The sequence below is a fragment of the Adlercreutzia sp. ZJ138 genome (assembly GCF_011038935.1).
Classification (GTDB): Bacteria; Actinomycetota; Coriobacteriia; order Coriobacteriales; family Eggerthellaceae; genus ZJ141.
Genome location: NZ_JAAKEA010000005.1, coordinates 1 through 14,482, shown reverse-complemented (window position 1 = coordinate 14,482; position 14,482 = coordinate 1). Strand labels below are relative to the sequence as shown.

10 protein-coding genes are annotated in these 14,482 nt (G+C 42.4%); all 10 read right to left on the bottom strand.

The genetic code is table 11. The features are described from left to right. Positions 1–44: 44 nt before the first annotated feature. A complete protein-coding gene (locus tag G7Y43_RS03275) occupies positions 45–2,468 on the bottom strand; it encodes a YfhO family protein (protein WP_165044064.1) in 2,424 nt (807 codons plus the stop codon). A 226-nt stretch (positions 2,469–2,694) separates the two neighbouring features. Continuing rightward, a complete protein-coding gene (locus G7Y43_RS03270) occupies positions 2,695–4,968 on the bottom strand; it encodes a GBS Bsp-like repeat-containing protein (protein ID WP_165044062.1) in 2,274 nt (757 codons plus the stop codon). 397 nt (positions 4,969–5,365) lie between these two features. Then, complete coding sequence (locus G7Y43_RS03265) at positions 5,366–5,707, bottom strand: EamA family transporter (RefSeq protein WP_241158134.1); 342 nt, start codon at positions 5,705–5,707, stop codon at positions 5,366–5,368. 30 nt (positions 5,708–5,737) lie between these two features. After that, the gene (locus tag G7Y43_RS03260) at positions 5,738–6,019 is read right to left on the bottom strand and encodes a hypothetical protein (protein WP_241158133.1); all 282 of its coding nucleotides are present in this window, start codon (positions 6,017–6,019) and stop codon (positions 5,738–5,740) included. Positions 6,020–6,139: 120 nt separating this feature from the next. Continuing rightward, positions 6,140–7,360 (bottom strand): NAD/NADP-dependent octopine/nopaline dehydrogenase family protein, encoded by a 1,221-nt coding sequence (locus G7Y43_RS03255; RefSeq protein WP_165044058.1) that lies wholly within the window; start codon positions 7,358–7,360, stop codon positions 6,140–6,142. A 168-nt stretch (positions 7,361–7,528) separates the two neighbouring features. Then, on the bottom strand, positions 7,529–8,872 hold the full coding sequence (locus G7Y43_RS03250; protein ID WP_165044055.1) for an MmgE/PrpD family protein: 1,344 nt from the start codon (positions 8,870–8,872) through the stop codon (positions 7,529–7,531). Positions 8,873–8,913: 41 nt separating this feature from the next. Then, complete coding sequence (locus G7Y43_RS03245) at positions 8,914–10,167, bottom strand: acetyl-CoA carboxylase biotin carboxylase subunit family protein (RefSeq protein ID WP_165044053.1); 1,254 nt, start codon at positions 10,165–10,167, stop codon at positions 8,914–8,916. 20 nt (positions 10,168–10,187) lie between these two features. Further along, positions 10,188–11,138, bottom strand: a complete 951-nt coding sequence (locus G7Y43_RS03240) for a glycosyltransferase (RefSeq protein ID WP_165044051.1) — start codon at positions 11,136–11,138, stop codon at positions 10,188–10,190. Positions 11,139–11,574: 436 nt separating this feature from the next. Next, a complete protein-coding gene (rffA, locus tag G7Y43_RS03235) occupies positions 11,575–12,711 on the bottom strand; it encodes a dTDP-4-amino-4,6-dideoxygalactose transaminase (protein WP_165044049.1) in 1,137 nt (378 codons plus the stop codon). Positions 12,712–13,430: 719 nt separating this feature from the next. After that, the coding region (locus G7Y43_RS03230) for an IS1634 family transposase (protein WP_165044047.1) at positions 13,431–14,482 on the bottom strand (1,052 nt) is incomplete at its 5' end.

Genomic DNA, 14,482 nt, shown 5'->3' with positions numbered 1-14,482 from the left:
GTATCTCGGTCGCTTTAATTTGAAGTCCCGGTAATGTCAATCTGTCAATCTGCGTCATTATTCCGAACTCTACAAATTACTCCCGAGCCAACTAAAGCTAGTATCCCAAATACAGAAAGAGCGGCGCCGACATTGAGACCGTCTGGCACAAAATACAGCTCAACATTATGAATACCCGAACTGTTTATGGTTGTACCTAAAAAGCCGTAGTTCACCGTATAGATTTCTTGCTCTTCGCCATCAACTAACACATGCCAACCTTTATTGTAGGGAATAGCGATTGAAAGAATGGCTGTCTTGTCTGTGTCAATTACGCCCGTAAGTGTTCCATCGTCATGTTTTGTGAAGTTAACATTTTCTATAGTTGCACCAGTCGAGTCAATAAATTTTTCGACACTATCGGATTCGCTCGGATCTACAACAATACGCTCGTCCAAAATGTGTTTTCTTTCATCCACAGAAAGCTTGCCGCATTCTTCTTGAGTAATAGCAGAAGAATACAATCTTCCCAATGACACATCATTTATGTTTTTGTATATATAAACATCGCCTATTCTTTGTATTTCCTCTAACCATAAGTAATTCAACGGTTCACGTGACAGCACATATCTGACATCTAAATAAGACATTGCAGCGGGATTATTGAAATCTTCACGAACCGATGTATATATGTAATTACCAGGAAACACTGAAATACTCGGCCAGAAATTTTCATAATACCGCTGAAGACCACCGGAAATAACTGAATCGTATGACGAAATAGCATCATAATGCTGATCTAAAGCATCTAGCCAAGAAGTCCAATCATAGTATGTCTTCTCTATGCGATAATAACTGTCATTTCTCTCTTTTGCGTCAAGATAGTCCAAAGCTTTATCGGTATCCTCATCAATACCAGCAAATTCAGTAACAGGAAACGTTTCGCTATTTAGCGTACTTCGCGCATTGACGGTACAGAAACCATCTACGACAGAAGTGCTTACAACTAACAGTAGCGAAAAAAGTAGGATTTTTTTCGAGCTAATATACTTTTGGTAAACAATAAACAATACAACACACGAGGTCATCATTATGAAAAAGATAATACAAAGCAACTTGCTAAATTCAGGTGCATACCATGCGCAAGCAATCAATATAGCCCCCGACAACATATAGCTTATCAGTAAAGTTGGCAGGTTAATTTTTCTTACCATAATTACATTCTCTATGACAAAAGAGATCATTAAAACTGCTAAGACAGCTATAACGAACGAACCCCTGTAAGATATTGCAGCAAATACATTCAACATTGCTGGCAAAAACCCGTCAACTACAAAAAGCACCACCAGTAAAATGGCAATTGAACACAAAATCTGTATTTTTCGATTATCTTGTGTAAACAACCAATGAATAAAAAGTGCAAGAAAAATGAATATAAGCGAAGTACAACCAATTTGAGGAGTTTCGTAGAAGTTCAAGATTGGATATTCATTAAGACCCGTTCCTAATAAGTTGTTTCCCATAAATCGACTAATGAAAACAAATATACCTTGTGGAGAGTTAATGCAAGTCAGCGCTATAAGAACTTTATCTAGAATAGTTCCCCCAGATGTTATTCTAGTTGAATCACTAAGCAGGGATGATGCGGACGGAATCAAGACAACGCACGAAATGAAACACCCGATCAGAGCAAACAGCACCGGTTTGTAAATGAACTTGAAGAATACTAAAGTCGATGAGCTAGCATTCAGATAAAGAGACCTAATGATTGAATAAATCAATAAGAACATAATTACCATAAAGGCTTGGTAAATGCCGCATATTATGGTCATAGCGATTGATACAGCCAAAGCTACAAGGTGCTTATAACTCTGTTTTCGAAGACATAATTCGATACACAATGCATCGAGCATAACCCATATGCATGCATTCCCTAAATAATAGTGCTGCCCCCAAAGAAGCAGAAAACCATTGAAAGCATAAATTAGTGAACCTATTATTCTAGCTAGCGGCGTTTTACAATAAAACGCAAGAAACCGATCGCAAAGCAGAGCGCATAATATTATTCGCAAAGACTGTTCCATGACCAATGCATATGGAACTGCCACATCGCCAAAAACTAAACCAAAAAACACTGTAATGCATAGAAAAGGATCAAAAACCCAAGACTGACTCTTAAATATGCTATGACCTAGACCAAAATTGTAATCCCAAAATGATAATGAGCCACTACGAATATCTTCTATAAAATCAAGATAAAACGGAATGTACTGATTGAGAGTGTCGCTTCCGATGTCGTTATAACCATAAAACGATGCACCACAAAAGAACTTCCAATATATAATACAAATACCTAGAAGAGAAAACCCTACTATGGTGACTAATTCTTTAGAACAAATCTTACTAGACAACGTCAAATTAAAACTACGACAGACTGAATAAAAAATGATTGCCAGAGCAGTTATTGGTATTAGATAAGAATATGTCATAGTGGTTTAGTCCTTTAATAAAACCAAGGTATATCAAGCGTCAGTCATACACAGCCGATTAAATTAAACCTCAGACGAATATACTATAGCACCAGTAACTTGCGTGCATTCAATAATTCAAGCTACTTTTTTTGACGCGTATATCGGGCAGTAGTTTACGATTGCTAATCCAAACAAAATCAGTACCCGTTATATGCGGGTACTGCAGAACAGTCCACAGATTATTCTACCTAATATACGTAAACGGTGCACCCGAATATGTGATCATATACCAATTACGTCCAGGGAATTCGTGGGCTGATTCGGGATCGCATACATATGTTGCACCATCCACGTAAACCTCAACCCAACCATGCGGGGAATTGTAACCCGACCGAGTGGGAACATGACCCGATACCACTTGAGCATTGTAACCAACTGCTCGCGCAAGCCAGCAGAACAGCGCCGCAAAACGATAGCAATTCCCGCCATGGTTCTGATACATTTCTATAGCAAACGGAATGCTCCAATTTCCAGAAGGGTACTTAGAACCATTTATATAGGGATAGCCAGCAACGTAGTTAAACAACGTGTTCAGGTTGGTACCATTCTGCGAAATGATAGTTTTCAGATAACTATCAAGCGTGCGATTGCCGGAAACGTACCACACTTCAGATTCAGTAACCTCGAAAGAAGTCTGTCCCACTCCTTTACCGTCAGCATAGAAATGGGATACACATAACCCTGCCTGGCGGAAATTAGCACAATCGATAACCGCCTTCCATATGCCATTACCCTGATGCGCTGCACCATACCACACGATATCATCCTGCCCACCTGCATCGGACCACGTGGGAATGGAAACGCTAGATGCACCCGATACTTTTATATATGCAATACGCGAACCAGAACCAAGCGAACCTGAAATGGAACAGTATCCTTCCGGAATAGTCACCTCACCTTCAGCGGTGCCCGCATGGGTCCACACACCATTGCCGCACGTAACGTAGGCGTGAGCCATATAGGTTCCCTCAGAGCAGAGGTGCTCAGCCACCGACGAGGTAACCTTCCATACACCATCGGAACCGCGCTTGGCTTCATGCCACACAAGGTCATCCTGTCCGCCAGTCTCAGACCATATAGGCACCTGTACACGCGTGACACCCGAAGGGCATGAGGCCGCATCAACACGAACCCCCACTGAGAAGCCGCCCTTACCGTCAGCCTTCAGGGTTACATCAGCTTTAGGTGAAGTCACCTTAAATGACGTCGAGCCTACGCCGCGCGTAGCGCCAGCCACAGTGGCGTAGGCATGCACGGAGTAGTCACCTGCAGTGGCATGAGCCGATACAGGTACCGTAGCGGACCAAGAGCCGTCCGCTGCACGACGAGCACCATACCACACGATATCATCCTGTCCGCCAGCTTCGGACCACGTTGGGAAGCTTACCGACGAAGCCATGGAGTACAACCCACCGGATGCGGTGATAGTGGCAGTCTTTTCATCGGAGGATAGATCGGCGGACAGGGTAGGTTCACCCCAATCAGCCTGCATATACGTATAATTCAAATCGACTGGCCCCGAAATACCAGAGACGCTTCCATAGTCGGAGAACTGCCACACACTATTGCTGTTCGGAAAATCAGCGAATCTGCCACAAGTCAGCCCGATACTTGCATTCCATTCAGCGACCCATTTCATCCACGAATCAAAACACGGCTCTGTCAGCTTATTGTTCCACCAGTACGCGCTTGAATAGACACCTGGAATGTAACCTGCAGACTGAATTGTAGAGCAAAATGTTGTCGCAGTAGCAGCTAAATCGGCACCTGCTATTCTGTTGTCTTCGAGATCAAGATAGATAGGAAGAACAACCTTCGAAGGATCCAGACCTTCTTGACGCAACAGCCTTAGAACATGGGCTGCCTCACTTGCAGCCATGTTTGTGTCGGTCGCATAGGAGTAAATGTACACCCCGAAAGGTATTCCATTCGCCAGACACCCTTGAACATTTTCACGCCAGTACGTATCATCTTGATATGTATAGTCACTACCCCAACCGCAACGTATAATGGCGTAGTCAACCCCAGAAGCTTTTACAGCAGCCCAGTCGATAGCACCCTGCCACTGACTTACATCAATGACCTTACGAGCACCTTGACCACTGCAGTACCCCCTACTAAACATATCAAACCAGTTGAATATTGTATATCCACCATCAGGATGTGTTACAGCTTCTGCAAGACTTATGCCACCATCGCCATCCGTTCTTGCACCATCTTGACTCGTAAGCAAAACGCCATTATTGAACCTCCAACTATTAGCCAGAAGCTCATCGGAATCCTTTTCGTTTTCTTGAGCAAGATCATCTTCTTTGATTTGCGATTGCTCTAAAGATTGATCCGTTGATACATCCCCTTTAGGGTTTTGCTGAATGAGATCAACCACCTCATCGGCATCAGCTCCCGAGACTTCACCATCCCCCTGCGAACTGTCAGCTGTTAAATCGTCGCTTAACATGCTAGGATCATTACTTGGCAGAACTCCCTCATTTACGGTATCCGCAAAAGCAGGAACAGGAATCAAAGCCGAAACCAGCGACAATGAAACCACAGTCTTTATTAGTTCTCTAACCATTAATCTTCCTTAGATCGCTATTGTATAGAGCAGTCCAACAATTTGTCTCAACATTGTAAATTCGTAATCAGCAGAATTCTTACTGTTGGCAACGCTTCTCCTTAGAACTCTACACAACTTTTTACAGCACACCGTAATAATAATTCTGGGCCAAGATAAGATCAAAAAATGGGGGCTGAAAAGTTATTTTAAAACGCTTAAATGTGCAATTATTTGTTATAGCGCCATAGCAACCTATCTCACCATCTATCTTACTTGTATACGAATAACTAAACCTATATTACACACCCAACGTGAAAATAGCGATTCCTAGTAGAATAAGAACTAATGCTATTGCTTTCTTTCTTCCAAATTCTTCTTTAAATAGCACCACACCAAAAAAAGTGACAAATATATAACTAAAGGACTCTAATATAGGTGCATACGTCAAGGGAACCTCTTTATATGCATAAACAGTCAAAAGAGTTGTAATAAAAAAGAGTACATATGCAACCACAACCCAAGGATTCAAATACTCGCTAACAATACTATCGAATTCACGTAAAGACGCTTTCTTAAGCATAACTTGAGATACAGAAGCAATAAACACACCCACTAGATAAATAAGCGCATAAAAAAGCACTGAACTATCCCCTTTAGAAGCTATAGTCTACTAATTTACTGTTTTATTCTCAGTCTCTCTGTCGGAATACGAGTACAATACAACACCTATCATCACAACAGTAGCTCCTATTATCATAGGAAACGTTATAGATTCATTGAAGAAAACTGCGCCCCATAACATCCCCCAAATCACAGTTACCGCTTTATTTGCAAACGCTACAGTCAGCGGCAGCCTTTTTAGTATTTGCTGCCAACCGATAGCGTATATTCCTAACACAAAAAGCATCCCAACATAGAACAAAAAGAAACTCACACTTCCAAATTGCTCCATAGATGCACTTTTGCTAAATAGACCCGAAGCGGAATATATCAGCAACAACACGTGTAGGGTAATGAGAACTATCGGACGATAGTTCTCATTACCCTGTTTTACATCACCTCTCATATCGACTTACTCGCCTCTTAAATACTCAAGTAATTCTTCCTTACTCATGTTTGCAATACCAAGACGCTCAAGCCCATAAGGACTAGTTTCAAACCAATCTGTTTTATGCATAGCTCCCCCTAGCACAATCATAGAATCAATAATGGGGGTTCTAACTCCAAATTTCACTCCCAACTCATGATAGATTTTACAATTGATTGGGATATCTTCAGTGATATAACGATGGTTGATATTGTTTGGCCCGGTATTCCCTTCATCACACGGTCGATTAAGAGGAAATACCACATTATCTTTTCCGTCTTCGTCAAGCCCCATATACTCTTGTGTCAAGACAGAGCGACGCGAGAAAAACATCTCGTATCTATATCTAGGAATCTCTATGCCTATTGCGTCAGCAATCTTACATTCCTCACCGTAGAACTGATACTGAACTTCACAAATAGAATGGCAAAGCCCATGGGAATACATGGAATAACTCTCTGGTTCATTACCATAAACATCGCTCCAATTTTCCATGCTAGAAACCCCGAGTATGGAAGCAGGGACATGAATAACAGGATTAACATTAGCGAACCCAATATCAAGCATAGTATCACCCACAACAGGACCATCCCCTTGAGTTATGGCGTCCATACAAGGCAAGTATTTAGAAGATTCCATAAACTCTTCGATATCCGTCATAGGCATACTAGCTCCTCTTAAGGTGATCGCACGATACTTTGCACCTACATGAGGCATCCAAAAGCCTTGTACTTTTTCAACACGCGTACCATAAGGGGCAGACGACCATCCTCCAACAACAACCCTAGCATCATTACCGCACTCTTTCATATACTTTCGAAGCAAAATACTGGAGTAATTGTCCGTAAAAACATGAACCACTTGACCATCTTCCAGCAATCCTGCCAATGGCTTCAGATAATCATCCTGAGAAAGAGCGGTTATGCCGACGACGATAATACCAGCACCCCTAACAGCCTCTGCCATATCGTTAGTATACATATCTAAATGGGCTTTTCCAGATCGTTCAAAACCATAGAGATTTCTTTGGATGCCATCCAGAAGAATGCCGGTACGGTCTAGACCTTTAATGGATCGCAAACTCCGTGAATAAAGCCGAACTTCTCGTCCTGCAAGCTTACAATCCGCAGCACAGGTCATCCCTACCGCTCCAGCTCCAAGTACCGCAATTGGCATACTTCCTAAATAGGACATATCTTTTGTCATGTAACTTCCTTCCCGTTAGTCAACTACTCCAATACTATTATCATCATATAGAAAGGCTCTTCGCTAATATATATTCTGATGTGATGCCCAACATAATACAAATTATAGAGCTGTGTTGAGTTAAGTAATTCAACCTTTTGCTAAACGTTCGATCGTTTTACGGTCGAATTACTCCACTTCCAACATTGCCTTATTAATTTGAAGAACCATCTCTTTTACGCTACCAGTAGGTTCTTTCAGAAAACCGATAATATCGTTTTGCCCTCTTGCCGAAATCAAACCCGCCGTCCTGCGACGAAACTTATTTTCCACCCATTCTAGCCCAAGCCTTGGATCAGTAGATTCACCTGGAGCCTCCACAGCTTCACTGCAAAACATCTGGCCATTCTTGAGTTTTATCTCCACCCATGCTTTTCGCTTTTCCGGAAAAAGAGCCTCTAGATCATCATCTATTACAAATGACAGCCGCTCCATCATATCGAGCACACGCTCGTCTTTAACAGCTTCGTCTCTAATCTGCTCATACCCAACATCACCATGAACAAGAGCGCAAGCTACTGGGAAAGAAATATTATACTGTGCCTCATCCGTATCTAAAGGTCTTTTCTTGCTCAGTGCAGCAGCCGATCTAAATGTATGAACTGTGACTCTTTCGACGTCATCGCAACAAAACCCACACTCGGCCATTAACTTCAAACAGGCATCTATAGGCTGATGTGCCCATCGACAACAGGTGTACGGTTTGAAATACAGTTCCTCTATATAATATCGCTGTCCTAATGTGTCAACCAGATAACGAAACTCAGGGCATTCGAGTAGATGTGTAGCACCCGTAACCCCGTAATAGGTTTCCAATACTGCCATAGCACCGATCAAGGAGCCAAAAGGTACACCATCTTTATTCATCGATGGGTACTCTACCGCCCTCATAACAGGAACCATAGGAGCATGAAAATCGGCTATTGATAGAGCACATTTTAATTGCGAGGCACTTAGTCTCCTGAGCTTTCCTGCTCCTAGTGCCGTAGCAAACGCACCGTAAGATCCTGTGCTATGCAGATAATTATAATGCTTCTGCATAGCTAGAGCCCACCTAATCCCAACTTCGTAGCATATCGCCAAAGTCACAAGATAATCTTCATAATCGGCATCAACATCCAGTGCTGCAGCCAAGGTCCCGCCCACAAACGAAGCTCCTGGATGCCCTTTTATGAGATTAAAGCCATCATCAATATCGAAGGAATTTGACGCATGACCCATTACTATGGATGCTCCCAAGAAATTAAGACCAGCGTTTGCCTCACCCACCACAGGAAGCTCCCCCCTCAGCCCCAACGACTGAGCGAGCTTTAGCCCACATTCAAACTGATTTGAGCGACTTCCTAACACTAATGCTGTCATTAAATCAATGCTACACATCAACACTCTGTTCTGTATACGATTTGGTATATCTTTCCATCGCAAATCAAGAGCATACTGCTCCAAACTGTAGTCATTTACGAGAAATTGCATTATTACCTCTCCTCAGCTTAACGCTGAAAAACGCAAAAGGATCAGTATTCTGTCATTTTGTTACGGTAAAGTACTTCCTCTCCGCTTTCATTTAATATGCTCATTTCTTCAAACATGTTAGCTGTGATACTGTCTAACTGATTTCTGTCATCAGCTTTAATATAACAACGAAGCGTGTATGGTTTCGCTCCCACACTATGGTTAATTATTTCACCTGGTAGATAATAGAACTTCGCTTCAACCATCTGAGGAATGTTTGTAACACGTTCTGCGTCGAGGATACTCGAGACTACCCCCTCGCGTCCATGAAAGTATAGTCCTGCACTATGAACTGCAAAGAACGGAGTATGCCCCATGATTTTTTTCTTAAGAGAATCATGGTCATAAACCTGATCTAACAACAAGTCCTCTATAGAAAGGCCACTAGAAATAGTTACTAATTCGTGCTCGTAACCAAAGAGCCTACCCGCCACTTCACATACCTGAATCCCATCTTCTTCGTTGTAAAAAAACTGCATCGAGATCGGTCCTGTTTCAATACCAACAAATTCTGCAATTTTTTTAACTATCTCCCTTGCCGGCTCATATACAACATCGATCAATCGACTTGGATATGCACATCGGGAGACATATGGTATAGAAGCAGTGCTAGCCGAGGAAGTTTCTCGATCCGCAATACTCACGGTATACAAATCACCATCTACCATCCAATTCATCATGTTGAATTCATGGCCCCTCATTAGTTTTTCGGCAATAATGTAAGCAGAAGACGAGTAGGATGATACTTCATCAAAACGATCTAGTGCATCGTTTATAGTATTAAGGACATATACACCACGCGATCCATAACCATTTGATGGTTTAACGACACACGGCAAGCCAACAAGTCCAATATCTGATCGAATAGTTTCTTTGTGAACTTTTACAGTCTCTGGAGATGGTATGCCTAGTTGATGAAACATCTGTTTCATGAGGGGTTTTTCGCGCAAGTACTTAAATGATTCAGGAGAAGCGTAACAAGGAATATTCACTTTTGCTGCTATCTCTACCATACATTCTGCCAATATATCCGAAAAAGATGTAATAATTCCATCAACTTCCTCTTTTTCGCATATTGCGGCCACGCCCTCAATATCTCGAACATTAATCGTGTAGGATCTGTCAGCGTATTTTTTCGCAGGACTTCCTTCATAACCATCACAAACTATGGTATATATATTTCTTTCATTAGCTGTCTTCACAAGATCAACGAATTCGTCCATTCCTCCAAGGATTATTAGTCGATGTCGTCCCACAATAAACCTCCTCAAAACGTTCAGTCCACATCGTCTAGCATATTAAGTCTATTATCTTCAATACACTTAACGATATACTGCGGTGAATTGTTTGCCGTCATCAACAATCGACCAACATACTCTCCAATTATTCCTAAAAACAACAAAACTAAACCAAAACAGATAAGCATAACAGACATGAGAGAAGGCCAACCCATTTGCATTTCGGGATTAAGAATACGCATAATTACCAAAGCAATGGCCGCAACAATTCCCAAAGTACCCACCACAGCACCCGTAATACTGCACACCCTCAAAGGCAACATTGAAAAGCCGAGCACTGTAGCCCAAAGGCGGATTAGAGATTTGAGAGTATACCCCGACTTCCCATCCTCGCGCTCAAAATGCTCCACCTCAACGTTTGTCATACGATCCGTTGCCCTAAACAGCAAGCCTTGAATATAAGGGTATGGCCCACTGTATCTAACTACTTCGTCTCGAATATAATTACGCATAGCAAGATAATTACTTGAATATATGTTTTTTGGCCGCTTTGTCATGATCCGCATAGACCATGAGGCAAACCCTGAGCCCACACGTCTCCATAACGACTCCTTATGTTTGCGCCATGCTGCAAAAACGACATCATATTCAGGATGCTGATCAATGCATTGCAATATCCTCAGGCATTGTGAAGGATGTGTTTGCATATCATCATCCATCAACATCACAACATCACCTGTCGTGTATTGTAGCCCCGCCATTATAGCCGCATGCTGGCCAAGGTTCTTTACGCAATCAACCCCAACAACGTTGCTATCTTCACTTGATAACTCTTTTATTTGGCGAAAAGTGTTATCCGTAGACCCATCGTTTACCAATATAAACTCATAATTATAACCACCTTTAATTAATTCTTCTCTGGTGAGCTGCACTACTTTAGAAATTATCCTCTCGGAATAATAACATGGCACAACGACTGAAACTTTCAAACTACTGCCCCCATATACTCTTTCTGTCACTCTCCGCGCAGTAACCGCGCTTTCTTTTCCTTTGTCGACCCACTGTGGATATATTGTCACACGATCATATGGTCAAACGGTGAGATTCTAAGGAATCCGACTCAAACAAAGAGATCAGAACTTGTCGTTATAATAGAGTACAAACTAAAAGAATGACCATATTCAAATAATATCGTTGGAAGGGGTGCCGACAAAACCATAGACCCCATAACGAGTAGAATACCGGGTACACCCAAGAACAGTACAAAAGCCGTAATACTAATAATGGTTATTTCTGACCCAACTACAGCAAATGCTGCTGTAGCGGTCGAAATTGAATCCTTGGACAGCTGATTGAGCTTCCTAAACCAACTCATTCCACCCCTCTTCTATCCCATTTTTTTCCATTGAGGGTGCGTCTAGTGACTCACCTACCCTCATCAAAAAAAGCGTGAATGGCACTAACAACTGTCCTTTTATTCTCTGCTGATAACCCGTAATATAGAGGCAATCTGACTAATCTGTCACTTTCCGACGTTGTATACTCATCAGAACTAAAAAAACGCCCATATCTCATTCCGGCCGGTGAAGAATGTAGCGGAATGTAGTGAAATACTGTACAAATATCCTTTTTTCTCATATGATCAATAAATGCTGTTCTTTCTTCGAGATCCTTAGCTTTAACGTAGAACATATGCGCATTATGAATACATCCTTCAGGGACAACGGGGAGCTGCAAACACCCTCTTTCTTCGAGTACGGCTAACTCATTTCGATAGAAATCCCACGAAGCCAAACGATCATTGTTTATCCTATCTGCCTCTTCCAATTGAGCCCAAAGATAGGCAGCATTCATATCGCTGGGAAGATAGCTACTTCCGTAATCAACCCATGTATATTTATCCACCTGACCACGGAAGAATTTTGATCGATTCGTACCTTTCTCTCTCAATATTTCGGCCTTCTCGTTGTAGCTAGAATTATTAATAAGAAGCGCCCCACCCTCTCCCATAGAGTAATTTTTCGTTTCATGAAAAGAAAAGCAGCCGAAATCTCCAATAGTACCTAAAGCCCTCCCCTTGTAGCTACTCATAACGCCTTGAGCGGCATCTTCTACGACCTTCAGATTGTGAGCCTTCGCTATGGCCATAACCTCATCCATGGCGCAAGGAACCCCTGCATAGTGAACAACAACTATAACCCTAGTCTTCTCTGTAATAGCTTCCTCAATTTTACGCTCGTCAATATTCATCGTATCTGGACGAATATCTACGAACACAAGTTGAGCACCAGCAAGAACAAAAGCGGTTGCTGTAGAAGAGAATGTATAGCTTGGGAGTATTACCTCATCACCGGGCTCAATATCACACAAAAGCGCGGCCATTTCCAGGGCAGCTGTTCCACTTGTAGTGAGCAACGCTTTCTGACAGCACATCGTACTTTCTATCCACTCATGACACCGCTTCGTGAATGGACCATCCCCGCATATTTTTTTGTTTGCAACAGCCTGCTGCACATATTCAAATTCGCGACCAACAAATGGAGGTTCATTAAAACTAATCATGACCTTTGTCCTCATCAACTTATTCGCATTACACTATACTAGCCGTAGTGCCAATGACCACAATCATGCGCTGCTAGGGAAACGCTGATTAAAGTTTCTCTCTCCTGAAATACTAGCGTTTTTCTCTCGTTTTCAGCACCTCCTCGACTCTTTTCAGGAGTAGACTCACCTTAAACAAACACTTTCTTAAACTAGAGACAGATCATCATATCCCACTCATACATTGAAGCGCAGCGATCAAGCCCATTGTCCATAATAAAAAGCTATCTATGCCAAGAGGCCAAAATAGGCACCGCTCTAACGAATACAGAGATAACTATCTTCTCCCCTTTTATTCCTTTTTCTGCAACCATGTTTCTCAGATCTTTTCCGAATTGTTCGTAGCTCCATAAAACCACTAGCATCAAAGGAACCAATATTTCAATAAAGGGTATCTCCCTTGAGGTTGAAAGTCACTACTCCAAGAATAATATATGCTCAAAACAATTAGCGTAATAAGTGTAATTCCTAGTCCGATCAGAATTCGAAAAGTCGGAGCTTTTCTCATTTTTCCTCGAAGTATAGTACCTGACTTCCGAGTTTCGATTTCATTTCTGGTGCTAAGAATTCGACATGGTTTGTAGGTACACTTCGCTTTGTCTTTTAAACGTTGTATACCCAAGCCATCGGTGCCATCAGGTGGGTCGTCCTATCCTTCGAACGTGCTTCGGTATGCAGCACTACTGAACATTGGGTATGTTGAATTGACAGTTGACGATGGAGTCGACTTGTCCTTTCGTAAGGTAGTAATTGCCCAGCGGCAGCCCCGTCATTTTCTCCAACTCGTCGATGATGGGTAAGGACTTGGAGATGTTGACGTATTTGCGCTCAGAGACCTCAACTACACGATAATTGTGGGCAAGTCTCATTATCTCTTCAGTGCAAAAGCGCCCATCTAACACTTTTAGCTGTACGAGCCGCTCAAGCAGCACCGATAGGTAGCAGATAAGAAAATGTCCGGTGATCGATTCGGACTTTTGCAGATACACAGGTCTCGCGTCAAGTTGGGACTTCATCGCCTTAAAGGATTCCTCTATGCGCCAGAGATTATGGTAGGTCGAATAGATATCAGCATCACTCATTGACATCTCTGAGGTCACAATCATGTTGTAGCCTGCCAGACGGCGTGCCTTCTCGATGGCTGTGTGGTTTAGTGTTGCCACTACCTTTGCATCAGGTTCTTCTCCATTTGAATCAACTGCACTAAAGGTCACAAACTTAGCACAGTCACTATACTCTGACTTTTTGGCCTGCGACAGGCGCAAGCGACGCGCCTTTTCTACCTGTCGGTCAATCTCGGCACGTTGTTTGCGGGCAAGCTTAGGGTTAAATGTGGCAACCCTTTTCTCTTCAACTGGAACTGCCTTTTTACCTCCAGAATCTGTAGTGACTTTGTATTCGAAGTCTGCGACACAGGACTTCACCCGGTAGATAATCTCGCCGTCTTTGTCTGCGATATTCGACCAGCCCTCATCGGATAATACCCACGAAAGCTCTGTTGTGGGTAGCTGTTTTACCGACTTTGAGAAGATATAGCCATCACCAGACAAAATAGCATCGCTAACGTTATCGGCACAGTTTAGTCCCTTGTCAGCTACACGCACAGTACGCCCGTACATATTGTTGCGTCGCTTTGTTTGGGATATAACCTCGCGAATTACCGGCTTTTCTGACTCATTGCCAGGATAGATAACCATGCCAAGTGGGATACAGTCAGCATCAAGTAAAAGAC

Excerpts from the sequence above, each read along its gene's own strand:
- G7Y43_RS03255 (WP_165044058.1), bottom strand. The coding sequence starts at position 7,360 with ATGACAAAAGATATGTCCTATTTAGGAAGTATGCCAATTGCGGTACTT.
- G7Y43_RS03250 (WP_165044055.1), bottom strand. The coding sequence starts at position 8,872 with ATGCAATTTCTCGTAAATGACTACAGTTTGGAGCAGTATGCTCTTGAT.
- G7Y43_RS03260 (WP_241158133.1), bottom strand. The coding sequence starts at position 6,019 with ATGGAGCAATTTGGAAGTGTGAGTTTCTTTTTGTTCTATGTTGGGATG.
- rffA (WP_165044049.1), bottom strand. The coding sequence starts at position 12,711 with ATGATTAGTTTTAATGAACCTCCATTTGTTGGTCGCGAATTTGAATAT.
- G7Y43_RS03275 (WP_165044064.1), bottom strand. The coding sequence starts at position 2,468 with ATGACATATTCTTATCTAATACCAATAACTGCTCTGGCAATCATTTTT.
- G7Y43_RS03270 (WP_165044062.1), bottom strand. The coding sequence starts at position 4,968 with ATGTTAAGCGACGATTTAACAGCTGACAGTTCGCAGGGGGATGGTGAA.